20 protein-coding genes are annotated in these 21,115 nt (G+C 64.8%); 8 read left to right on the top strand and 12 right to left on the bottom strand.

Going from position 1 to position 21,115, the window contains the following annotated elements; genetic code table 11:
- Nucleotides 1-197: 197 nt before the first annotated feature.
- Genes glcF through ACVI1L_RS20235 form a run of 3 tightly spaced genes read right to left on the bottom strand, consistent with a single transcriptional unit; the run spans nucleotide 198 to nucleotide 3,471 of the window.
- Nucleotides 198-1,514, bottom strand: coding sequence for a glycolate oxidase subunit GlcF (glcF, locus tag ACVI1L_RS20245; RefSeq protein ID WP_253588102.1), 1,317 nt, complete (start codon nucleotides 1,512-1,514; stop codon nucleotides 198-200).
- On the bottom strand, nucleotides 1,511-2,749 hold the full coding sequence (locus tag ACVI1L_RS20240; protein ID WP_456785569.1) for an FAD-binding protein: 1,239 nt from the start codon (nucleotides 2,747-2,749) through the stop codon (nucleotides 1,511-1,513). Before ACVI1L_RS20240 ends, glcF begins: the two co-directional genes overlap by 4 nt.
- Nucleotides 2,750-2,781: 32 nt before the next feature.
- Complete coding sequence (locus tag ACVI1L_RS20235) at nucleotides 2,782-3,471, bottom strand: ArsR/SmtB family transcription factor (protein WP_244558800.1); 690 nt, start codon at nucleotides 3,469-3,471, stop codon at nucleotides 2,782-2,784.
- A gap of 196 nt (nucleotides 3,472-3,667) precedes the next feature.
- Here ACVI1L_RS20235 and ACVI1L_RS20230 point away from each other — a divergent pair, with 196 nt between their 5' ends.
- Nucleotides 3,668-4,150 carry a putative quinol monooxygenase gene (locus ACVI1L_RS20230; RefSeq protein ID WP_225162242.1) on the top strand — a complete coding sequence of 161 codons (483 nt, stop codon included), beginning with the start codon at nucleotides 3,668-3,670 and terminating at the stop codon, nucleotides 4,148-4,150.
- 143 nt (nucleotides 4,151-4,293) lie between these two features.
- Here ACVI1L_RS20230 and ACVI1L_RS20225 read toward each other — a convergent pair whose 3' ends face one another.
- Entirely contained in the window at nucleotides 4,294-5,439 is a 1,146-nt protein-coding gene (locus ACVI1L_RS20225) for an acyltransferase family protein (RefSeq protein ID WP_233475491.1), read from the bottom strand.
- A gap of 320 nt (nucleotides 5,440-5,759) precedes the next feature.
- Here ACVI1L_RS20225 and ACVI1L_RS20220 point away from each other — a divergent pair, with 320 nt between their 5' ends.
- Nucleotides 5,760-6,173 (top strand): hypothetical protein, encoded by a 414-nt coding sequence (locus tag ACVI1L_RS20220; protein WP_076827552.1) that lies wholly within the window; start codon nucleotides 5,760-5,762, stop codon nucleotides 6,171-6,173.
- Nucleotides 6,174-6,458: 285 nt separating this feature from the next.
- Here ACVI1L_RS20220 and ACVI1L_RS20215 read toward each other — a convergent pair whose 3' ends face one another.
- A complete protein-coding gene (locus ACVI1L_RS20215; protein ID WP_076827554.1) occupies nucleotides 6,459-7,952 on the bottom strand; it encodes an FAD-linked oxidase C-terminal domain-containing protein in 1,494 nt (497 codons plus the stop codon).
- Between the two features lie 237 nt (nucleotides 7,953-8,189).
- Here ACVI1L_RS20215 and cycA point away from each other — a divergent pair, with 237 nt between their 5' ends.
- Nucleotides 8,190-8,582 carry a cytochrome c-550 CycA gene (gene cycA, locus ACVI1L_RS20210; protein ID WP_018269764.1) on the top strand — a complete coding sequence of 131 codons (393 nt, stop codon included), beginning with the start codon at nucleotides 8,190-8,192 and terminating at the stop codon, nucleotides 8,580-8,582.
- Between the two features lie 90 nt (nucleotides 8,583-8,672).
- On the opposite strand, the gene poxB is transcribed toward cycA, so the two are convergent.
- Both poxB and ACVI1L_RS20200 read right to left on the bottom strand, forming a co-directional pair.
- Nucleotides 8,673-10,409, bottom strand: a complete 1,737-nt coding sequence (gene poxB, locus ACVI1L_RS20205) for a ubiquinone-dependent pyruvate dehydrogenase (RefSeq protein WP_168856526.1) — start codon at nucleotides 10,407-10,409, stop codon at nucleotides 8,673-8,675.
- 111 nt (nucleotides 10,410-10,520) lie between these two features.
- A complete protein-coding gene (locus tag ACVI1L_RS20200; protein ID WP_456783617.1) occupies nucleotides 10,521-11,483 on the bottom strand; it encodes an alpha/beta fold hydrolase in 963 nt (320 codons plus the stop codon).
- 359 nt (nucleotides 11,484-11,842) lie between these two features.
- On the opposite strand from ACVI1L_RS20200, the gene ACVI1L_RS20195 reads away from it, so the two are divergent.
- Nucleotides 11,843-12,019 (top strand): hypothetical protein, encoded by a 177-nt coding sequence (locus tag ACVI1L_RS20195; protein WP_018269760.1) that lies wholly within the window; start codon nucleotides 11,843-11,845, stop codon nucleotides 12,017-12,019.
- 97 nt (nucleotides 12,020-12,116) lie between these two features.
- On the opposite strand, the gene ACVI1L_RS20190 is transcribed toward ACVI1L_RS20195, so the two are convergent.
- Nucleotides 12,117-12,785 (bottom strand): tetratricopeptide repeat protein, encoded by a 669-nt coding sequence (locus tag ACVI1L_RS20190; protein ID WP_057018108.1) that lies wholly within the window; start codon nucleotides 12,783-12,785, stop codon nucleotides 12,117-12,119.
- A gap of 123 nt (nucleotides 12,786-12,908) precedes the next feature.
- Nucleotides 12,909-13,034 carry a type B 50S ribosomal protein L36 gene (gene ykgO, locus ACVI1L_RS20185; RefSeq protein WP_002718645.1) on the bottom strand — a complete coding sequence of 42 codons (126 nt, stop codon included), beginning with the start codon at nucleotides 13,032-13,034 and terminating at the stop codon, nucleotides 12,909-12,911.
- Between the two features lie 469 nt (nucleotides 13,035-13,503).
- Here ykgO and ACVI1L_RS20180 point away from each other — a divergent pair, with 469 nt between their 5' ends.
- The 4 genes from ACVI1L_RS20180 to ACVI1L_RS20165 all read left to right on the top strand — a co-directional run bounded on the left by ACVI1L_RS20180 (nucleotide 13,504) and on the right by ACVI1L_RS20165 (nucleotide 16,611).
- Nucleotides 13,504-14,388, top strand: a complete 885-nt coding sequence (locus ACVI1L_RS20180; RefSeq protein WP_316399315.1) for an amidohydrolase family protein — start codon at nucleotides 13,504-13,506, stop codon at nucleotides 14,386-14,388.
- A gap of 164 nt (nucleotides 14,389-14,552) precedes the next feature.
- Nucleotides 14,553-15,392 carry a dienelactone hydrolase family protein gene (locus ACVI1L_RS20175; protein ID WP_456783616.1) on the top strand — a complete coding sequence of 280 codons (840 nt, stop codon included), beginning with the start codon at nucleotides 14,553-14,555 and terminating at the stop codon, nucleotides 15,390-15,392.
- Nucleotides 15,389-16,132 carry a haloacid dehalogenase type II gene (locus ACVI1L_RS20170; protein ID WP_057018111.1) on the top strand — a complete coding sequence of 248 codons (744 nt, stop codon included), beginning with the start codon at nucleotides 15,389-15,391 and terminating at the stop codon, nucleotides 16,130-16,132. Before ACVI1L_RS20175 ends, ACVI1L_RS20170 begins: the two co-directional genes overlap by 4 nt.
- A gap of 5 nt (nucleotides 16,133-16,137) precedes the next feature.
- Nucleotides 16,138-16,611 (top strand): YbaK/EbsC family protein, encoded by a 474-nt coding sequence (locus tag ACVI1L_RS20165; protein WP_050384246.1) that lies wholly within the window; start codon nucleotides 16,138-16,140, stop codon nucleotides 16,609-16,611.
- Here ACVI1L_RS20165 and ACVI1L_RS20160 read toward each other — a convergent pair.
- The 3 genes from ACVI1L_RS20160 to ACVI1L_RS20150 form a co-directional block, all read right to left on the bottom strand.
- Nucleotides 16,608-16,988 (bottom strand): hypothetical protein, encoded by a 381-nt coding sequence (locus ACVI1L_RS20160; protein ID WP_168856521.1) that lies wholly within the window; start codon nucleotides 16,986-16,988, stop codon nucleotides 16,608-16,610. The two genes, ACVI1L_RS20165 and ACVI1L_RS20160, sit on opposite strands and share 4 nt — an antisense overlap.
- A gap of 141 nt (nucleotides 16,989-17,129) precedes the next feature.
- Nucleotides 17,130-18,119: a tripartite tricarboxylate transporter substrate binding protein gene (locus ACVI1L_RS20155; protein ID WP_076827566.1), complete on the bottom strand. Its 990-nt coding sequence runs from the start codon at nucleotides 18,117-18,119 to the stop codon at nucleotides 17,130-17,132.
- Nucleotides 18,120-18,567: 448 nt separating this feature from the next.
- Nucleotides 18,568-21,003 (bottom strand): Nal1-like putative serine protease, encoded by a 2,436-nt coding sequence (locus tag ACVI1L_RS20150; protein WP_076827568.1) that lies wholly within the window; start codon nucleotides 21,001-21,003, stop codon nucleotides 18,568-18,570.
- Between the last annotated feature and the right edge of the window lie 112 nt (nucleotides 21,004-21,115).

The raw sequence follows: 21,115 nt of genomic DNA, 5'->3' as shown, positions 1-21,115 counted from the left end.
CGCTATCTGAGTCCACCGGGCGTATTGAAGTGATCGCTTGCCGGACGTTGGCTGCACCTCGAAGAGAGGCACCCTCCACTTCGCTTGTCGGGCATGATGGCCGCGCGATCGCTTCGCGTCTGTGGCAAGGAAGCGCCGGTCCTTCACGTTGCGTCAGGGCAAGGCTGAGGTCCGGATCATGCTCGAGTGGCAGTCGATCAATTCAATCCTGGCCGGGGACCTCCTGTCGCCCAATCGAGAAGCTCAATCGTGTGCACCACAGGAACTGACGTACCGCCGGCAATCTGAACCATGCAGCCAATATTGCCCGCAGCGATCATGTCCGGTTTGACAAGCGCAATATTGGCGACCTTGCGATCGCGCAATCTGCTCGCAATGTCGGGCTGGAGAATGTTGTAGGTCCCCGCCGAACCGCAACACAAATGGCTCTCGGGCACATCTTTCACCACGAATCCATTCTTGGAAAGCAATTCTTTCGGAAGTTGAGTGATTTTCTGTCCATGCTGCAACGAACAAGCGGAGTGATAGGCGACGGTGACGTCGCCTATCTGTGTTGAAGGCGCGAGTTCGAGGCCAGCGAGATACTCGGTGATATCCTTTGCCAGCGCCGAGATTCGCTTGGCCGGCTCCGCGAATGTTTTGTCCTCGCGCAGCAGGTAGCCGTAGTCTTTGACAACTGTCCCACAGCCCGAGGTCGTCACCAGGATGGCGTCGAGCCCGTTCTGGTCCGCTTCCCTTTGCCACACCGTGATGTTGGCCCGCGCGCGCGCCAGCGCGTCGCCGTCCTGTCCCATGTGATGGGTCAACGCGCCGCAGCATTGCTCGTCCTTGACCAGCACCACCTCGACGCCGTGCCTGGTCAGGACATTGATCGCGGCCTGATTGATGCGTGGCGCCAGCACCTGCTGGGCGCAGCCCTGCAGCAGCGCGACCCGGCCGCGCCGCCGGCCGATCGGCGCAAACACGGTTCCCGCAGCCGGCCCCGGTTGCGGCAGGCCGCGCGGCGCGAGCGCCAGCATCGCCTTGATCCGCCGCAGCAGACCCGGGCTCGACGCACCGACCGATGGCGTCGGCAGCAATGCGGCGAACGGACGGGCGAGCCCGGCCAGGATCATGCTGATCCGGAATAGGCCCGGCCGCGGCAGCACGAGGGCGAGTACCCACCGCAGCAGCCGCTCGGTCAGCGGTCTCTGGTAATCCCGCTCGATCCGGACCCGGGCCTGGTCGACGAGGTGCATGTAGTTCACGCCCGACGGACAGGTGGTCATGCAGGCGAGGCACGACAGGCAGCGGTCGATATGCTTGACCACGTCGGCCGTCGGCGGCTTGTCTTTCTCCAGCATCTCCTTGATCAGGTAGATGCGGCCGCGCGGGCTATCGAGCTCGTCGCCGAGCAGCACATAGGTCGGGCAGGTCGCGGTGCAGAAGCCGCAATGCACGCAGGCGCGCAGGATCTTGTCGGCTTCCTTGATGTCGGGATCGGCAAGCTGCGCCAGGGAAAACTCGGTCTTCATGCAGCCCCGCCTCGCATCATCCGGCCGCGGTTGAGGACGGACCTCGGATCGAAGCTCGCCCGGACCCGTTCACCGAGCGCGGCAAGCCCGGCCGCCTGCGGCTGGAACACATCGACCGCCCGGCGTACATCCTCGGCGGCGCGGATCAGGGTGGCGTGTCCGCCGATGGCCTCGACCTGGCCGCGGACCAGCGCGGCCTGGGCGTCGGCGCCCGGCGGCACCGCGGCCCAGATCAGCCCCCCGCCCCAGTCGTAGATCACGTCGCCGCCGGTGGCGCGCGACAACGCCTGACCCAGCGCGCCGCCAGAGGCCGGCGGGCAAACGATACGCCACACCGGCCAGGCCCCGAGCGCGCCGTTCGCCGCGAACGGCACCACGTCGCGCAGCGCACTCCAGATTGCGGCCGACCCGTCGTCGGCGAGGCTGTCGACCGTTCCATAGGACGAGAGTGTCTGGCTCAGCGAGGCCGCCCGATGTGCCGCCGACGCCGAAATCCCCTCGAGCCGCACCAGCGTGACCGGCTGGCCGGAGGCTGCGAGGCCGGCGAGCGCACCGCCCCCGGTCCGCAACGCCGAACCCGGCAGATGCGCGGCGCCGGAGACGTCGAAGGGCGAACCCAGCGCCGCCGTCATCGCCTTGTTGGCGGTGACGTCATCCAGCCCGCGCAGCAGCAGCGTCCGTTCGGCTTCCGGCTTCGGCATGACCTTAAGCGTGACCTCGGTCATGACCGCGAGCGTGCCCCAGGAGCCGGTCAGCAGCTTGCACAGATCGTAGCCGGTGACGTTCTTCACCACCCGCCCGCCGGTCTTGAAGCTGTCGCCGAACCCGGACACCGCGTGCGCCCCAAGCAGATGATCCCTGATACCGCCGGCCTTGATGCGGCGGGGACCGGCCAGTCCGGCGCCGATCATGCCGCCGATCGTGCCGGCGCCCGCGGTGCCGAGCAGCACAGAGGTGTCCATCGGCTCGAAGGCGAATTGCTGGTTCTTGGCGTCGATCAGGGATTGCACGTCGGCGAGCGGCGCGCCGGCCTGCACGGTGATGATCAGTTCGTTCGGCTCATAGGAGGTGACCGCATTCAGCGCCGAGACGTCGAGCAGCGCATTGGTCGCCATCGGATGGCCGATGGCGCGCTTCGATCCATGTCCAATGACCTCAAGCGGCTGCTCGCTGGCAACCGCCGCGCGCACCACTTCCTCGACGTCTTTTGCGTCTCTGACCTTGAGCGTATCCACGCCATAGCCGGTAGCCAAATTCGGCTCCGAAATCAAATGCGCGCGCCGAACAAATTTCTGAATGCGAGGAGTCCGGCGTCGGTGATTTCGACGGAGCGGCCCTGCGGCCGGCGCCGGATCCAGTCCCGTTGCAATGCAAGGTCGGCAACCGCAGCCCCCGCCCGCCCGGCCAGATGCGGACGCCGCTCGCTCCAGTCGAGACAGGGCCGGCACAAGATCCGCCGGCTCCGCGCCGGCGAACGCAGGTCGATGCCGAGATCGCCGAGAAAAGCACGGCCGCAAGCAGTCAGCTCGCCGGCCTCATGGTCGAGATTGAGATGGCCGCGATCCCGCATCGCGTCGGTGACGGCGACGCCGAGCTCGCCGGCAAGGTGGTCGTAGCAGGTCCGAGCCCGGCGCATCTCGGGATCGATGCGCGGCGGCGGCCGGGACGGCTGCGGATCGATCGCGGCAACCGTCATCATGCCCTCGAGCATCTGCGCAACCAGCGGCGTAGCCAGCCGGTAGAAGCGGCGCGGACCACGCCGCTCGACCTTGAGCAGCGCCCGCTCGACCATGCGCGAAAGGTGCCAGCTCGCGGTCTGGGGCGTCACGCCCGCGACCAGCGCCAGTTCGCTCGCAGTCTGCGGGCGTCCGTCCATCAGCCGCGACAGGATGCTGGCACGGCCGGGATCGGCGATCAGCCCGGCGAGTTCGGCAAGCTCCGGTGCGATGGTCTGCATGGCCGGCTCCGCATCGATCGAAATATGCCTCTTGCGCTTGTCGCACGTCATGCCGCTGCAACGCTTCGATCATGATCGAAATGTTCACGACATCGACAATTCGACCATCACCGAACTGGGACGCCGAACGATCGACTATCTCTCGCGTTGCGGTTCGGCCGGCAGGACGCTTGGCGCGAATCATCTGGAGGCGAACATGAAACGTTCGGAAGTTTCGACCACGACGATGATCCTCACCCGACGATCGGCCATCGGCTCGTTCGCGATCATGGCGATCGCCGGCGTCTCGCCCTGGGCCGGATCGCAAGCTCGATCGGAGCACAGCAACGGAGGAATGCCAATGAAGCACTATGCGATGAGCACGAGAACCATCAGCGACGCGATCAACACGTCAGGCCTTCTGGTTGTGGCGCAATGGGAAGCCAAGGAGGGACAGGCCGACAAGGTGGCGGAAATCCTCGACGGCTTCCTGCCCGAGGCGCAGAAGGACCCCGGCACCAAGCTGTTCCTGATCGGCCGCGGCAAGGATAATCCGGCGCAATTCCTGTTCTACGAATTGTTCCAGGACGAAGCCGCGTTCAAGGCACACCAGGACAGCGCGGCTTTCAAAACCTACATCGCGGAGCAGGCGCTGCCGCTGCTCGCCAAGCGCGAGCGGTCGCAATACGCGCTGCTGTGAAGAAAAGCGCGGCGGGGAGGATGCTAGAGCGTTTTCGAGCGAAGTGGACCCGGTTCGCGTGAAGAAAACGCGTCAAAACAAGAAGCGAGAGCTTCGGTTCTGATTCAATCAGAACCGAAGCTCGTCCTTCCCGCCGGCGCGGGTCAGATCGACGCGCCGCTGTTGCCGAGCGTTGCGCGCAAGCCGGCCCGCTCGGGCGGCCTGCGCCAGAAGCCGACGATCGAGATCCGCGACAGCACCGCCGCCTCGAGGCTCTCGACCTGGGTTCGCAGCCGAAGCGCGCGTTTCTCGACGAGATGCCAGGACACGACGGCGACGCCGAAGGCGAGCGGCAGGCTGATCAGGAGGTTCAGATACCAGTGCTGGACCGGCGGGCCGAAGGTGGCGACGCATTGCTGGATGACGAAACCGTAGAGATAAAGCCCGTAGGAGTAATCGCCTGACGACACGATCCAGCTCCGCCGCGGATTCATCAGGCCGAGATAGCATGCGACATAGGCGGCCGGCACGGGAGCCAGCGCGTCACCGCGCCCGGTCGCCATGCCGGCGGCGCACAGCACCAGCGCCAGCAGGCACAGCGTGCGGTTGAACGGCACCTTGTCGCGCCAGAGGTAGAAGCCGACGCCGGCAAGGAAGCAGAACACCAGAAGGTGCGGGCGAAGCTGGATCGGCACCTCGTCCCAGCGCCAGATGTCGTAGACGATGAGCCCGATCTGGGCGATCACCATGAACCCGAGGAACGCCACCCGGTTGAAGCAAATCGTGAGCACGGCGAGCAGCGCCAGGATGACGTAGCACCACAGCTCGTACGGCACGGTCCAGAGCTGGGCGTTCACCAGATCGGGCAGCGGATTGTGCAGGAATACGCCCGGCAGCTCGTAATGGATGTCGCCGACGATATTGAGAAAATAGGCGTGGAATTTCGGATCGGCGACATATTGCGCCAACGGCAGCGCGGTGAAGACCGAACCGATGATGATTGCCGATAGCGTGGTTTCGACCGCGAGCGCCGGTCCGATCCGCAGCACGCGCAGGCCGAGGAAGGAAATCAGGCTCTTGCACCGGAGCAGGCTTGCGGTCACCAGGAAGCCGCTCAACGCAAAGAACAGCGCAAGGATCATCGCGACGCCGATGCGCAGCGTGCTCTGGATTTCCAGCGCGCGGCCGAGCCCGAGCGTCACGTTCGTGCTGTGCAGGCCAATGATCGACGCCGCCAGCGCGATCCGCATGTAGTCGAAACCCGCGGGCCGATTGCGCGAAAGCGCCAGCTGATCGGCCAGGCTGGGCATCGATGTGCTCCCGAAGACGTGCATCTGCGGAAAATACCGAGCAACAGTCTAAGGCCGTGTAAATGGGTCCGCGCTGTAATTGCAGCGACGCACGGGCGCCGGCCACCGCGCAAGGATCGGTTAAGGTTATCGGCCGGCTAGGGCGATCTGTCGAATTGTATCGACCGGCCCTCGCGCGTTGGTGGCTCTGGGCGCACGTTCACGCATGTTGGCCTCGGGGCCAATAGCTGACGTGGCTCCTGATGCCCTGGAAGCAGACTTGTTATCGTCATTCGGCAACCATTGATTTGATCGCGGCTCCGCCGGGAGAAACCACCACGATGCACATCAAACTGACAGCCATCGCGCTGCTCGCGATCATCGCGCCGGGACAGGCGGGTGCTGCCATGCTCACCGACGCCGAGGCGACGTTCCTCGACCAGCTCGCGACCGCAGCCGCGGTGCTCGAACAACGATGCACCGGCTATGAGGCCAATGGTGCCGGCGGCGTTCAGACGGGCGCCAGACTTCTCGGCAGCCCCGACGCCGCGATGGCCATGATCAATGCGTTCGACGCGGCCATCAAGGCTCACGACGGCAATGACTACGATCCGCGCAAATTCCGCCCCGAGGTGTCCGAAGCGGTCGGCAAGACCTTCAAGCGAGTCCGGGCGGCGTTGATCAGAGACCCGGAAGGGGCCTGCGCCGCCTATGGCGATAGCGGCGCGGCGTCGGGGCTGCTCAGACGGTACTAAAGCGCGATGAGATTGGGTTGAATCGTCATCGCGCTTTAGCTCTTTGTTTGACCATGATCTCCGCGCAAACGCGTTCCGCGTTTGTCGCGAGGGAAAACCGCTTCGCACTTTTCCGGATCATGCTCTAGTGTGCTGAAGGCGAAGTTCGTGCGGTTTCGCGGCAGCCACTTTCACGAACTTCGCATTCACAAAGCACACTAGAATCATAAGTTTGCTAGTGTCCTTATCGAATCCGAAGTTCGCTCCGAAGGTGCGGCAAATGATGCGAACTTCGGATTCGGGACACTAGAACCGCGGGATATCCGGGAAGGCCAGCTTGCCGGCGTGGACATGGACACGGCCGAGCTCGGCGCAGCGGTGCAGGGTCGGAAACACCTTGCCGGGGTTGAGCAGACCCTCCGCATCGAAGGCGCATTTCAGCCGCTGCTGCTGGTTGAGGTCGATCTCGGTGAACATGTCCGGCATCAGGTCGCGCTTCTCGATGCCGACGCCGTGCTCGCCGGTGAGCACGCCGCCGAGCTCGACGCAGCAGCGCAGGATGTCGGCGCCGAACGCCTCCGCCTTTTCGATCTCGCCCGGCTTGTTGGCATCGTAGAGGATCAAGGGGTGCAGATTGCCGTCGCCGGCGTGGAACACGTTGGCGACGCCGAGGCCGTATTTCTCCGAGAGGTCGCGGATCCGCGCCAGGGCCTTCGGCAAGGCGCCGCGCGGGATGGTGCCGTCCATGCAGAGGTAGTCCGGCGAGATGCGCCCGACCGCGGGGAACGCCGCCTTGCGGCCGGCCCAGAACAGATTGCGCTCGGCCTCCGAGGTCGAGATCTGGCAGGAGGTCGAGCCGCAGCCTTGCGCGATCGCCTCGACCCGCTTGATCAGCTCGTCGACCTCGACCTGGGGGCCGTCGAGCTCGATGATCAACAGCGCCTCGACGTCCAGCGGATAACCGGCGTGAACGAACGCCTCCGCGGCGTGGATCGCGGGCTTGTCCATCATCTCCATGCCGCCCGGGATGATGCCGGCGCCGATGATTCGCGCGACGCATTCGCCGGCCGCCTCGACCTCGGCGAAGCCGACCATCAGCGCGCGCGCCGTCTCCGGCTTCTGCAGGATGCGCACCGTGATCTCGGTGATGACGCCGAGCAGCCCTTCCGAGCCGGTGATGATTCCCATCAGATCATAGCCGGCATTCTCGGCCGACTTGCCGCCGATGCGCAGGATCTCGCCACTCATCAGCACGATCTCGCAGCCGAGCACGTTGTTGGTGGTCATGCCGTATTTCAGGCAGTGCACGCCGCCGGAATTTTCCGCGACATTGCCGCCGATCGAGCAGGCGATCTGCGACGACGGATCGGGCGCGTAATAAAAGCCGGCATGCGCGACCGCCTGGCTGATCGCGAGGTTGGTGACGCCGGGCTCGGTGACCACGACGCGGTTGTCGAAGTCGATCTCGCGAATCCGCTTGAACTTGCCGAGCCCGAGCAGCACGCCATCGGCAAGCGGCAGCGCGCCGCCGGACAACGAGGTGCCGGAGCCGCGCGGCACCACCTTGATGCCCTGGCCCTGGCAATATTTGAGCACCTTCGACACCTGCTCGGTGGTATCGGGCAGCACCACGACCATCGGCGGCTGCCGATAGGCGGTCAGGCCGTCGGATTCATAGGCCAGCATCTCGGCGGCGCTGTCGATCACGCCCTCGCCCGGGACGATTGCGCGCAAGGCGGCCACGATTTCGGCGCGGCGAGCGAGGACGGCCTGGTCGGCCGCCGGCATCATGATGGACATCGTTGTTCCCTCGGCTGGGCTTTTGCCCTTCGCCGATTTGTTACGACAAATCAATCACGTCTGCACCTGTTTCAGTGCACCGGGCCGAAGGTCGGATTGCCCCACACCCGCAATGGCGAGTTCTCTCTCGGACAAGCGGGCGGCCGCGAAACCTGTCAAAGTTTCGTGGCTTGTCCTGTCCAAGCCGGACATGCCACAAACGATCACTACCTCCCGGGACGAAACGAAGAGAACCCCATGAACCTAAAGACCTTGAGCGCGCTGGCGGTCGTCACGTCGCTGGCTTCCGCATCCTCCGCGCTGGCGCAGGATGCCGCCGCCGGCAAGACCTCGTTCAATAAATGCCTCGCCTGCCACGCAATCGGCGAAGGCGCCAAGAACAAGGTCGGCCCCGAGCTCAACGGCCTCGACGGCCGCCATTCCGGCTCCGCGCCGGATTACAATTATTCCGATGCCAACAAGAATTCCGGCATCACCTGGAACAAGGAAACCTTCCTCGAATACATCAAGGACCCGAAGGCCAAGATCCCCGGCACCAAGATGGCATTCGCCGGCATCAAGAACGAGAACGAGGCCAACAACCTCTGGGCCTACGTCTCCTCGTTCGACAAGGACGGCAAGCAGAAGTAATCGGCGGTATCGGTCGCGCCGTCCGCCCGGCGCCTATGCCGGGGCGGACGTTAGAACGGGGATGGCCTTTCTTCGGAACGCCATCCCCTTTCAGCGCGGCAACAGATTGGTCTTGGCGAGATCGACCACCTCGTCGCCGCGGCCGCTCATCACCGCGCGCAGCACCCACAGGCTGAATCCCTTCACCTGCTCCAGCGTAATGGTCGGCGGCATCGACAGCTCCTGCGTCGCGGTCACGACGTCGAGCACGGCCGGGCCGTCATGCGCGAGCACGTCGCGGATCGCACCCTCGAGCTCGCCGGGATCCTCCACCCTGACGCCGTGAATGCCCATGGCGCGGGCCATCGCCGCGAAATCGGGATTCTTCAGATCGACCCCGGTCTCGATGAAGCCGGCGGCCTTCATCTCCAGCGCGACGAAGCCGAGCACGCTGTTGTTGAAGATCACGACCTTCACCGGCAGCTTGGCCTGGGTCAGCGTGATCAAATCGCCCATCAGCATGGCAAAGCCGCCATCGCCGGACATCGACAGCACCTGCCGTCCCGGCTGCGCCGCCTGCGCCCCGATCGCATGCGCCATTGCATTGGCCATCGAGCCATGGACCCAGGAGCCGACCAGCCGGCGGCGGCCGTTCATTTTCAGATAACGCGCGGCCCAGATCGTCGGGGTGCCGACGTCGGCGGTGAACACCGCATCCTCGCTCGCCTGCTCGCTGAGCAGGCGCGCCAGATATTGCGGATGGATCGGCTTCTGGCCCGGCTTGCCGCGGGCGAGATCGTCGAGCCCGGCGCGGGCGTCCTTGTAATGCGCGAGGCTGGCATCGAGATGCTTGCGGTCGGTCTTCACATGGAGCTTCGGCAGCAGCGCGGCGATGGTCTCGCCGACCTCGCCGACGATGCCGAGATCGAGCTTGCAGCGGCGGCCGAGATTTTCGGGGCGGATATCGACCTGCGCGATGTTGATGCCGGTCGGGAAGAACTGCTTGTAGGGAAAATCGGTGCCCAGCATCAGCAGCACGTCGCAGCCGTGCATGGCGGCATAGCCGGAGGAAAAGCCGATGAAGCCGGTCATGCCGACGTCGTAGGGGTTGTCGTATTCGACATATTCCTTGCCGCCGAGCGCGTGCACGATCGGGCTCTTCAGCGTCTCGGCAAGCTTGATCAAGCCGTCATGCGCGCCGGCGCAGCCGCGGCCGCAGAACAGCGTGACACGTCGCGCGCCGTTGAGCAGTGCCGCCAGCGCGTTCAACTCGGTGTCGGCCGGACGCACCACCGGCGCCGGCGGCAGCAAGCCGGCATTCGGCGCGATGTCGCGCTTCGGCGCCGTCCGCATCGCGACGTCGCCCGGCAGCACCAATACGGCGACGCCGCGCTTGCCGACCGCGGCGCGGATCGCGTTCTCCAGCATGTAGGGCAGCTGCGCCGGATCCGACACCAGTTCGCAATAATGGCTGCATTCGCGGAACAGGTCCTGCGGATGGGTCTCCTGGAAATATCCGCCGCCGATTTCAGCGGAGGGGATCTGGGCCGCGATCGCCAGCACCGGCGTGCGGCTGCGATGCGCGTCGAACAGGCCGTTGATGAGGTGCAGATTGCCCGGGCCGCAGGAGCCCGCGCACACCGCGAGCGCGCCCGTGATCTGGGATTCGGCGGCGGCAGCGAACGCGGCCACCTCCTCGTGACGCACATGCAGCCAATCGATCGTGCCGCGCTTGCGCAACGCCTCGGTCAGGCCGTTGAGGCTGTCGCCGACGACACCGTAGATGCGTTTGACGCCGGCCTGGGCAAGGGTTTCAGCGATGAGGTCGGCAATGTTGTCGATCCGCATGAGAGGTGTCCTTTGCTGCAATCCGAAACCGCGTGGGCTGCATGATGTTCGGCGCCACGCGGCGGCGCAAGCCTTTCCGGATCACATTCGCGCGGCGCAAAGGCGCGGCAGCTATTGCGCCGTCACCGCGTCCCGCACCATCAGGCCGGCCATCGTCTCGATCTCGGACGCCACGAGATCGGGCACGACGTACTGCACCATGTGGCCTGTGTCCGGCAGCACGGTCAGCTTCGCGTTCGGCGCCGATGCGGCGAGCGGCCGCGAGTGGATGCCGGTCGAGACCGTCTTGTCGACGTCGCCCGAAATGATTGACAGCGGCGCCCTGATCTCGGCATAGCGCGGGGCCTGTTCGACAACGGCCGCCTTCAGCGTGACGAGGTCGCGCGCATTGGCGATGAACTCGCGCGGACGCAGCAGGAGCAACGACTGGCTGTCGCGGACGAAATCAGCCGGCACCGGCTGCGGCGCGAACACGCCGCGCGTAGCCGAATTGGCGACGAGGAAACCGAGCGGCAGCGTGATCGTGTGCGCAAGCAATGGTCCGATCAAAGGTGTCGAGATCGCATTATTGTAGCGTCCGGCGCCGCCGCGCCACGGATAGGCGACAGGGGCGAGCAGCACGAGGCCGGCGACGCGGTCCGGATGATCCAGCGCAATGCGCAAGGCGAGTGCGCCGGCCCAGGAATGCGCCACCACGATCGCCCGCTCGACGCCGAGCCTGGTCAGCGCCTCCACGATCATCCGGGCCTGGATCGCGGGCGTCGAATCCGCGACGCGCGCGCGGGTGCTCCAGCCGTGACCCGGCCGATCGATCAGGATCACCCGGCGCGCTTTGGCAACGCGATCGCCGAGCGGCTGCATCGCGCGGAGATTGGAGCTTGCACCATGCAGCATCACGACCGGCGGCCCGACCGCATCGCGCGGGCCGAGTTCGACCACATGCAGCCGCGCCCCGGCCACATCGATCATTCGCCCCTGCGGCGGGAAGGCCCGCTGGATCAGCAGGGCGCCGAGCTGTGTCACCAGCGCCAGGGCCAGCCCTGCGGCCGCCAGCGCAATGATTGCGGTCAACATCGAGGGGATCCGAAAGGTCTTAGGCACCTGATTGGGCACCTGACAATTACGACGAAGCCGAAATCAGGTTTCGCGCGGATGTGCCCCCTGCCAGGGCATGCTCTTGTTCGGAAAGCCAATTGTCGATTATCCGGCTCGCGCCCCGGCGCGGAGTTGTCCACAATGCGCCCAGCCTGTGGATAGCGGGTTCATACCTGCGTCATTAGTCATTTCATAGATTGGCGGTGGCAATTTCGCCATCAGACGCGAGGCTTCATCGAAACCGGGACGCCATTGGAACGCTTCCTGGTTTGTACACGGTATCCACAGGAACCGGCGTCCGCATGACGAGTTCAACGGGAAGTAATCGGAGGAGTACCATGATTTCCGACCCTAGCGATGCGGCCATCGATCAGATCGTGGCGAGCTGCAATGGCGACCTGCGCGGCGCCCTGAAGGCACTGTTGCTGGTGAATGAGCACCTGGAGGCGGAGCTTCAGCAATTCTATGCTGCCGTAGCCCAGGATACCGCGTCCCGCGGCAAGTTCTTGCACTAGCCTCCTGCGCCGGACCGGACCGCGAGCAAGCATCAAGCTCGCGCGCAACGTGCCCATTCGCGGCCATCGCCCCACGATCGCGATCAATCGCACGCAATCAGATATCGCGGCCTTCGACCTTTTCGGTCAGCTGCTTGACGATCTGCGGCACCTTCTCGAGGTAGGGATCGACAGCCAGCGCCTTGCGGAAGGCGTCGAGCGCACGCTTGTCGTCGCCCATGTCCTGCATGATCATGCCGACGCCCGCCAGCGCGCCGAAATGGCGGGGTTCGCGGGTCAGCACCTGCTGCAGGTCTCCAAGCGAACGAACGTAATCGTTCTTCAAATAGTAGATCGTCGCACGCCGGTTCCAGGCCTCGACATAGTCGGGGCGGAGCTTGATCACCGCGTCCAGCAGCTTCAGCGCGACATCGACATTCTGGGCGTCGATCGCCGCCTTGGCGCGCACCATCAACAGCGCCGCGGTATCGCTCGGGGTTTGCAGCCACAGCGCCCAGATCCGCGCCTCGACATGGCGGGCACTGTCCTCGTCGGGCGCGGCCTTCAGCGCGCCGAACAGGAAATCCAGCCCGCGGGTCCGGTCGGCCGGCACCTTCGGCAGCTTGGTCGGAGCTTCAGGTAGTTTTTTCTGGGCCCTGGGCGGCGGGACAACCCGCGGATCGTCCTGCGCGACGGCCGCAACGGGCAGCACCAGAAGCGCGGCGATCAGGATCGCCAGCCGGCGGTTGGTGGGCCCCAGGAACTTCAATCCGAGCTTTAATCCCATCGCCGAAGTCTAGACGCACAACGCCGCGCCGCAAAGCAGCGCGGCGTCAAAGACCTGTGAAGGAAGGATCGGAATCGGCCGGCGATTCGGGCGGGATCAGCCTTGTCGATCAGATTTGTCGGATCAACCCTGGCGTGCCTTGAAGCGGCGCTGGACCTTGTTGATCACATAGACGCGGCCCTTGCGGCGAACCAGACGGTTGTTGCGATGGCGGCCGCGCAGCGACTTGAGCGAGTTACGGACCTTCATGGGACAATCCTGTTACTTCGAAAGGCCCGTGTTGGAGGCCGTACCTGATCAATGCCATTATTTGGCAAAATGGGATTTATCCCGACAAGCGGCCTGCCGCCCGGGACGGCCGGGTTCTAAGCCATCGGACCGTTAAATGTCAACCGAGATGGGCCGATTTTCGGGCCTGTCCCGGCCGGGAACCCGCGCCAGGCACCGCGCCACGCCATTGAGATCGCTTCGGAAACGGGGACAGCCACAATTATCCGGACCAGCGACGGACCCGCCGTCGCCCTTTGACGATGGCGCCGCGGCCGCCGAATCGAGTTTTCGTCCTCCTCGCGCCCGCCCCCGACCGTGACCGAACCGGACTTTGCGCTGGATTGAGCTCGGCGCGACCATAAGCCTTCAACGCTACGGCGCTTGCGAAAATCGTTATATCATATAATTATTTTCCATCACCCAATGAACACGCCGCCGGGGAAACCGAATGCCCAAGCTCAAACTGCCCGACATCGAAAAGGTCACCGCGATCGACATCCACACCCATGCCGAGGAGCCGTGCGGCATGCATGGCGACGACGGCTATGACGACTTCCAGGCGCAGATGGCCGACTACTTCAAGTCGCCGCACAAGCATCCGCCGACCGTGCCGGAGACCGCGGCCTACTACCGCGCCAAGAACATCGCCGCGGTGATCTTCCCGGTCGACGCCGAGCGCGAGACCGGCTTCCGCCGCTACAACAATCACGAAATGCTCGAGGTCGCCTCCGACCATCTCGACGTGCTGATCCCGTTCGTCTCGATCGACCCGCACAAGGGCAAGCTCGGCGTCCGCGAGGCCCGCAAGCTGATCGAGGAATACGGCGTCCGCGGCTTCAAATTCCACCCGACCATGCAGGGCTTCTACGCCAACGACCGCATGGCCTATCCGCTCTATGAAGCCATCAATGACGGCGGCGCGATCGCGCTGTTCCACACCGGCCAGACCGGCGTCGGCTCCGGCATGCCGGGCGGCATGGGGATGCGGCTGAAATATTCCAACCCGATGTACATGGACGACGTCGCGGCCGATTTCCCCGACCTCAAGATCATCCTCGCGCATCCCTCCTTCCCCTGGCAGGAAGAGGCGCTGTCGGTCGCGACCCACAAGCCGAACGTCTATATCGACCTGTCCGGCTGGTCGCCGAAATACTTCCCGCCGGTCCTGGTCCGCTACATCAACTCGATCCTGCAGGACAAGATGCTGTTCGGCTCCGACTGGCCGGTGATCACGCCGGACCGCTGGCTCGCCGACTTCGCCAAGCTCGACATCCGCGAGGAGATCCGGCCGAAGGTCCTGAAGGCCAACGCGCGGAAGATTTTGGGCGTCTAGAGCATGATCCGGAAAAGTGCGAAGCGGTTTTCCCTCGCGACAAACGCGGAACGCGTTTGCGCGGAGATCATGGTCAAACAAGGAGATGAGATCATGATGCGATTCCGTGGAAGCGCATCATGATCTAAGGGAGTATTGTCGGCGGCAAGCTTCGGAGGTGGTTCATGACGAACTTCACCGGACTTGCCACCCTCTTCGCACTCCTGATCGGAAGCGCAGGGCTCTGCTGCGCGGAACGCGGCGGGCAGCCGCCCGCGTTCGTCGAATTCGAGAGCCCGCTTGTAAGTGCGCAGCCGCTGCAAGGCTATCTGCGAACACCCGATGGACCGGGCCCCTCGCCCGCCGTGGTGCTGCTGCACGGCTGCGGCGGCTTCTTCAAGCAACTCGACGAGCGCTGGGGCAAGCGGCTGGCGGCCTGGGGCTATGTCACGTTCACGGTCGACCGGTTCGGGCCGCGCGGCATCAGCAGCGCCTGCACGGGCGGCGCGCCGGCCGCAACCGTCCATGACGCCTATCGTGCGCTGAGCTATCTCGCGCGGCAATCGGCGGTCGATCCCGGTCGCGTCGCGGTGGTGGGGTTCTCGCAAGGCGCCTGGCTCGCCCTGCTCTCGGTCGAGCGTGGCGCGATCGAACATAACGCGGCAGAGAAATTCCGCGCAGCCGTTGCATTCTACCCGCCCTGCCTCAGCATCAAGGGCGACATGACGGTGCCGACGCTGATCATGGTCGGCGAGCTCGACGACTGGACGCCGGCCAAGGAGTGCCGGACCTTGGCCGAAGGCCGCGACGACTACGGCATCTCCCGGCAGAATCATGCGGGACACCCGATCGAGCTGATTGTTTATCCCGGCGCCTATCACGGTTTCGACGTGCCGCATTACAGCACGCCGGTGCAGCTGCTCGGCCATCACCTCGAATTCAACGAGGTGGCCAGGGATCAATCCATCGACGCACTCAGGAAATTCCTGTATGCGACAATCGGCGGGCAAGAGAGATCACAATGACCATCAAGGCAATCGTCTTCGACGCCTACGGCACGCTCTACGACGTCCAGTCGGTGGCCGACGTCACCGAGGATGCGTTCCCCGGCTACGGCGACATCATCACGCAGATCTGGCGCATCAAGCAGCTCGAATACTCCTGGCTGCGTTCGCTGATGCGGCGCTACCAGGATTTCGCCGTCGTAACCCGCGACTCCCTCGCCTACACGCTGCGCTGCCTCGGCCTGCAATATGACGCGGCGACCTTCGCCCGCATCATCGACAAATATCAGCATCTGGCGCTGTATCCGGATGCGGTGGCAGCCCTCGAGGCGATGAAGGACAAGAAGCTCGCGATCCTGTCCAACGGCAGCCCCGACATGCTGAATGCGCTGGTGCGCAACTCGGGACTAGACCGCGTGCTCGACGCGACCATCAGCGTCGATGCCCACAAGGTGTTCAAGCCGGCGCCCGAGGCCTACACGCTGATCGAGGAGGTGCTGAAAGTACCGCCGGCGGAGGTGCTGTTCATTTCCTCCAATCCGTGGGACGCCTGCGGTGCCAAGTCGTTCGGCCTCAACGTCGCATGGATCGAGCGGGTGACGCCGCAAGCGATGGCGCTGGCCTGCGTCGAAAGCGAGACGGTCGCCCCATTGACGATGTTCAAGGCTCTGCGTACCCAGATGGACGAGCTCGGCGTCGCACCCGATCACCGGATCCACGGTCTCTCCGAACTTCCCGCACTGGTGTCTGCAAGGTCCTGAACAACATGAGCCTCGAGTCTGTCCGCGCCTTCTTCGCCGAGAAGGCGCCCGAAATTTCCGTGATCGAATCTACCACGAGCTCCGCGACGGTCGTGCTGGCGGCGGAGGCCTATGGCGTCGAGCCGGCGCGGATCGCCAAGACGCTGAGCCTGCGGGTCGGCGACCGCGTGGTGCTGATCGTCGCCGCCGGGACGTCGCGGATGGACAACAAGAAGGTGAAGGCGGCGTTCGGCGGCAAGCCGAAGATGCTCGGCCTCGACGAGGTCGCCGACATCACAGGCCACGAGGTCGGCGGCGTCTGCCCGTTCGGGCTGAAGACGCCGCTGCCGGTCTATTGCGACGTATCGCTGAAGGCGTTCGATGTCGTGGTGCCGGCGGCAGGCTCGACCCACAGCGCGGTCCGCATCACGCCCGACAGGATGGCGGAGCTGACTGCGGCCGAATGGGTCGACGTCTGCGAAGTCAGACCTGGGGACTAGTCCTCATCGTCGAACGGCGGCCGCGATGGCGCCGGCTGCATCGGCTGTGGTGCGCGCGGCCGCTGCTGCATCTGCGGCTGCTGCGGCGCACGGCCCTGCGCTTGCGGCTGTTGGGCCCGCCCCTGGGTCTGCGACTGTTGCGCGTTTGATTCGAACACGGCGCGACAACTGTTGGAAAGTTGCGGCGTGTTCTGCCGCAGGCAAGCCACGATGCGCTGCACGTCGGGCACCTGGTCGCTGCAGAGCCGCCACACGTCCGGTGTGCACGCCATCTGCTGTTCCCAGGTTCCCCGATACTCCTCGGCGACGGCGGCCGTTGCCGTGACAGCTCCGCCGATCGCTATGGCAAGGCTCAAGACGATCCGCTGCGATCGCATGTCGGGCTCCCGTTGTTCCAGATACTGGCCCGCGCGCGCATGTTCCCGCGCCGCGATTTGCTCCAAAGCTGCCCAATGAATGCGGCCAAGGATCGTTCGCGCGGACAACTAAAAGTGAAGAGAGTTTGTCCCGGGAGTTCCCTATTCGACCTTGCCGATCTTCTTCACCGCCGCGATCAACCGCGCGCTGTCGTCTGCAACAAATTTTGAGAACGCCGGCGCGTCCATATAGGCGACAGGACTGCCCGCAGTCTCGAAAGTCTTGATCACCTCCGGCGCCTTCACGGCATCAGCCATCGCCGCGCGCAGCCGCTCCATGATCGGCGCCGGCAGCGCTGACTGCGCGAACAGTCCCGCCCAGATGTAGAACTCGACGTCCCTGTAGCCGAGTTCCTTGAAGGTCGGCAGATCGGGGAAGCTCGCGATCCGCTCGGCGCCCCAATTGGCGAGCACGCGCATCTTGCCGTCCTCGACCTGCTGCTTGAGCGTGCCCGGCGCCGACGCCAATGCCTGCACGGTGCCGGAAAGCAGTGCGGTGAGCGCCGGGCCTGCGCCGCGGAACGGCACATGCAGCAGCTTGATTCCTGCGCTCGCCGCGAACATCTCCATCGCGACATGCAGCGTGCCGTACGGACCGGACGAGCCGTAAGGAATCTGTCCCGGGCGTTTCTTCGCATCGTCGACGAATTCCTGCAGCGTCTTCCACGGCGCCGAGGCCGGCACCGCGAGCAGCGTCGGGTCGGCAAGCACACGCGCGATCGGCGCGAACTGCGACACCTCGTAGGCAACCGGACGATCGAACAGCCGGTCGGCCTCCGGCAGCACCGCGAGCGAGGACAGCGTCATCAACAGCGTATAGCCATCGGGCTCGGCGCGCGCGGCCTGCGCATTGCCGATCGATCCGCCCGCTCCGCCGGCGCGATTGTCGACGATCACGGGCTTGCCGAGGATACGCTCCAGCGCGAGCGCCACCGGTCGCGCCGCAAGGTCGGCCTGGCCGCCGGCCGGAAACGGCACGATCATCGTGATATTGCGGTTGGGATAGGCGGCTTGCGCAAACGCGGAGTTGGCGAGCGCAGCCTGCGCAAGCGGCAATGCGGCAGCGGCGCGCAGGAGTTCGCGGCGGTTCATCGAGAGTTTCTCCCCAATCATCTTTTTTGGCGATCGCAACCGATCGCGATGCCGCAGTCAGAGCCGCGGCTTGGTCGCATCGTGCAGGACCGGAGCGCTGATCTCAAGCGTCCCGCGCGTCGCACCTGACGCCGACTGACCGATGGGGAAGATCGAGCCTGGTCGGCCGAGTGCATGTTGAGATTCGATCGAATAACGACGGCGCTGTGCTCCCTCTCCCCGTTCTTGCGGGGAAAGGGTCGGGGTGAGGGGCTGCCTCCGCGTAAACGGCGACAGTTGGACTTGTGGAGGCTCCCCCTCACCCGGAACGCATCTAACGATGCGTCATAGCCGAAGCTCCGCTTCGGCGTTCTTGAGAACGGCCGCCAAAGGCGGCCTATACCTCTCCCCGCACGCGGGGCGAGGTAAAGCTGAATCCGCTGCGCGATGTGATGTAAGTCATCTTGCTCTAGCGCTTGCGCGCCGCCCTGCGGGTCTTTCCGACCGACCGCTTGCTGGCCGCGCCGCGCTTGGTCGCGGTCTTCTTGCTGGCGGCCGCGCGTCGGACCGGAGCAGCCGCGGCCGGCCGCTTGCGCGCCGGCGCCTTCTTCGGCGCCTTCCTGGCCGTTTCCCTCACGGCTTTCCTGGCGGCCTTCTTCGCTGCTTGCGGACGCGCGCGTCGCGCGGTTGTCGCGCTGCGGCGCCGCGTGCTGCTGCCTCCGATCGGAACGAGGTGGTCGTTGGCATCCAGCGTGAGCTGCTGGAGCGGGAACGCCGGCAGGAAGCTCGGGTCGTTGTAGAGCTTGCTCAAACTGTCCTGGTCGAACTTGCCGCCCTGCCCGCGGTCCTCGCCCGCGCCGGCGCGCCAGGCCGCTTCCCAGACCCGGGCCAGGGTCTTGGCACCGTCCTGCATGCAGGCCGCGGTGGCGTCCTTCAGCTTCGACCACAGCGCCTCGACCTGTCCGCTGCCCATATGCGAATTGAACAGGTTGACGATGGTCATCGGCGGCAGCCGCTTCACGGTCCGCTGCATCAGCGCGACCACGGCGACCGCAGCGTCGCGCCCGGTCGGCGTGCCGCCCGGAGCAATCTCCGCGACGTCGCTGGTCCGGGCGTCAGGAATCATCTTGATGAGATCCTTGCCGTGGCGGCCGATCATCGTGGTCTCGTACACGCTGTGCACCTTGGCATGCGCCTTGTCGCTCGGATCGAGGCCATGGTGGAATTGCGAGATGTGCAGCGGCTGGCAGGCATCGCCGATGTAATGCGCGACGATGCCCGCGGCGCAGACGAATTCCAACTTCTTGTTGGCGGCGGCGTACTCGACCATCTCGTCGAAAATCTGCCAGACCCGGAACGGCAATGCGCCGCGCCGGTCCTCGCCGATCCCTTCGTAATAGTCGTTCCAGACCTTCGGATCGACGTTGCGCGTCGACTCCGCACAAAGATCGAGCAGCGTCTTGCCGTCCTTGCCCGGCTTGTCCATGTCGGCGAAATGGTTGCTTTCGTCGGTGTGCCGGGTGAAGCGCCAGACCAGGTCGGCGACGTCGGCCAGCGGCGAGAATGTCCCTCGCTGATGCGGCTTGAGGTCGGCAAGCAGCTTGTCGTCGAGGCCGATATTGTCGGAATTGGCGTCCATCATGGTGGCGAGCTTGGGCAACTTCGCATCGATCAGACTGGTCGCGTAGGCGCCGATCTTGACGTGGCCCCATTCGCCCCAATACTCGGTGTGACCGGCGTTCCAGTCGCCGATCAACTCGACATCGAGCTCACGGCACAGCGTCGACATGCAGATCCCGAGCGCGACCTGCATCGGGACCTTGCCGCTCGATCCGAACAATTCCTGGCCGCCCCATTCGAGCGCCAGAGGACTGAGGATCCGCGCGCCGCTGGGGTTCTTCTTGGCGTCCGGATCGTCGACAAACCAGACCGTGCCGGAGTCGCCCGGATAATTGTTGAGCGGCGTGTCGCCGTCGCGCGGGCCGATCACGAAATCGCTGACATATTCCACGCCGCCGACGGTCTTGTAGCGATAGAATAAGCCGAGGATCTTGCCCTTCATCAATCCGCTGGTCGCACCGAAGGCGATCAGCGGCTGGTTGATGATGTCGAGACGGAAGGTGCCGACATTGAGGTCGACGACGTCGCCGACCTGGCCGACGCCGTAGACCTGTGCGGTCCAGCCCTTGACGTCATCGACGCGGATCAGGCCGGCATCGAGATTGGCCACCACGCGCGAGCCGGGCCAGCCGGGATAGACCTCGCTGAAGGCGCGCTTGCCGAGTTGCAGCGCATCGCTGACGCCGAGGCGGCGGTCGGTGTTCTTGAAGCCGGCGAAGATCTCGCGGCCGGCGGCGCCGACCACGTGACGGTTGGACAACGCAAACACCGTCTCGCCATTGGTGACGAGACAGCCGATCGAGCCGCGGTGGATCTTGCCCTGGATCATGGTCTGCACCGGAAAGCCGCCGCCGACCAGATCGCTCTTGAACACCGGCGGATCGACGGTGCCGGGGCTGCCCTCGTTCGGATCGACCTTGACGACGCAGGTGGGCACGACGCGACCATCCGGCAGATAGAGGAATGGAGGCACCAGCTGGTCCTGCTTCTCGGGATGGTTCTTCAGCTCGGAGCGCTTCATCCAGTCGCGGACGAAGACGAGGATGCAGGGCCACGACCAGTCCTTGACCGACGAGTTGAACAGCGTGCGCGGTCCGAGCGCCTGCGGCTTGGAGTGCGCCTTTCTTTCCGTCGCGTTGCGGTCGTTGTCCCGGATCAGATAGCGGCCGATCGCCGTGGCGTAGACCGATTGCAGATGGGCCAGATGCACGTGATAGGCCTCGCGGGCATCGAGCAGATCCTTCACCGACAATGACGTGAAGTCATGCTTGGTCAGATCAATCATCTGGTTCCTCCGAAAATGCGCTTTGCGGCAACACCGGTGCAGGACGCAGAAATAGACGATCGCGGCAGCCCTCGATCGTGGGTTAGTTCACATAAGCAATACAATTTAAAAG

The organism is Bradyrhizobium sp. USDA 4516, from assembly GCF_054055915.1.
The sequence above is the reverse complement of the archived record's forward strand: the minus strand, read 5'-3'. Positions and strand labels throughout refer to the sequence as shown.

Bases quoted from the DNA above. Each gene is read 5' to 3' on its own strand.
- glcF (WP_253588102.1), bottom strand. From the start codon at position 1,514: ATGAAGACCGAGTTTTCCCTGGCGCAGCTTGCCGATCCCGACATCAAG.
- ACVI1L_RS20235 (WP_244558800.1), bottom strand. From the start codon at position 3,471: ATGCAGACCATCGCACCGGAGCTTGCCGAACTCGCCGGGCTGATCGCC.
- ACVI1L_RS20230 (WP_225162242.1), top strand. From the start codon at position 3,668: ATGAAACGTTCGGAAGTTTCGACCACGACGATGATCCTCACCCGACGA.
- ACVI1L_RS20225 (WP_233475491.1), bottom strand. From the start codon at position 5,439: ATGCCCAGCCTGGCCGATCAGCTGGCGCTTTCGCGCAATCGGCCCGCG.
- ACVI1L_RS20220 (WP_076827552.1), top strand. From the start codon at position 5,760: ATGCACATCAAACTGACAGCCATCGCGCTGCTCGCGATCATCGCGCCG.
- ACVI1L_RS20215 (WP_076827554.1), bottom strand. From the start codon at position 7,952: ATGTCCATCATGATGCCGGCGGCCGACCAGGCCGTCCTCGCTCGCCGC.
- cycA (WP_018269764.1), top strand. From the start codon at position 8,190: ATGAACCTAAAGACCTTGAGCGCGCTGGCGGTCGTCACGTCGCTGGCT.
- poxB (WP_168856526.1), bottom strand. From the start codon at position 10,409: ATGCGGATCGACAACATTGCCGACCTCATCGCTGAAACCCTTGCCCAG.
- ACVI1L_RS20200 (WP_456783617.1), bottom strand. From the start codon at position 11,483: ATGTTGACCGCAATCATTGCGCTGGCGGCCGCAGGGCTGGCCCTGGCG.
- ACVI1L_RS20195 (WP_018269760.1), top strand. From the start codon at position 11,843: ATGATTTCCGACCCTAGCGATGCGGCCATCGATCAGATCGTGGCGAGC.
- ACVI1L_RS20190 (WP_057018108.1), bottom strand. From the start codon at position 12,785: ATGGGATTAAAGCTCGGATTGAAGTTCCTGGGGCCCACCAACCGCCGG.
- ykgO (WP_002718645.1), bottom strand. From the start codon at position 13,034: ATGAAGGTCCGTAACTCGCTCAAGTCGCTGCGCGGCCGCCATCGCAAC.
- ACVI1L_RS20180 (WP_316399315.1), top strand. From the start codon at position 13,504: ATGCCCAAGCTCAAACTGCCCGACATCGAAAAGGTCACCGCGATCGAC.
- ACVI1L_RS20175 (WP_456783616.1), top strand. From the start codon at position 14,553: ATGACGAACTTCACCGGACTTGCCACCCTCTTCGCACTCCTGATCGGA.
- ACVI1L_RS20170 (WP_057018111.1), top strand. From the start codon at position 15,389: ATGACCATCAAGGCAATCGTCTTCGACGCCTACGGCACGCTCTACGAC.
- ACVI1L_RS20165 (WP_050384246.1), top strand. From the start codon at position 16,138: ATGAGCCTCGAGTCTGTCCGCGCCTTCTTCGCCGAGAAGGCGCCCGAA.
- ACVI1L_RS20160 (WP_168856521.1), bottom strand. From the start codon at position 16,988: ATGCGATCGCAGCGGATCGTCTTGAGCCTTGCCATAGCGATCGGCGGA.
- ACVI1L_RS20155 (WP_076827566.1), bottom strand. From the start codon at position 18,119: ATGAACCGCCGCGAACTCCTGCGCGCCGCTGCCGCATTGCCGCTTGCG.
- ACVI1L_RS20150 (WP_076827568.1), bottom strand. From the start codon at position 21,003: ATGATTGATCTGACCAAGCATGACTTCACGTCATTGTCGGTGAAGGAT.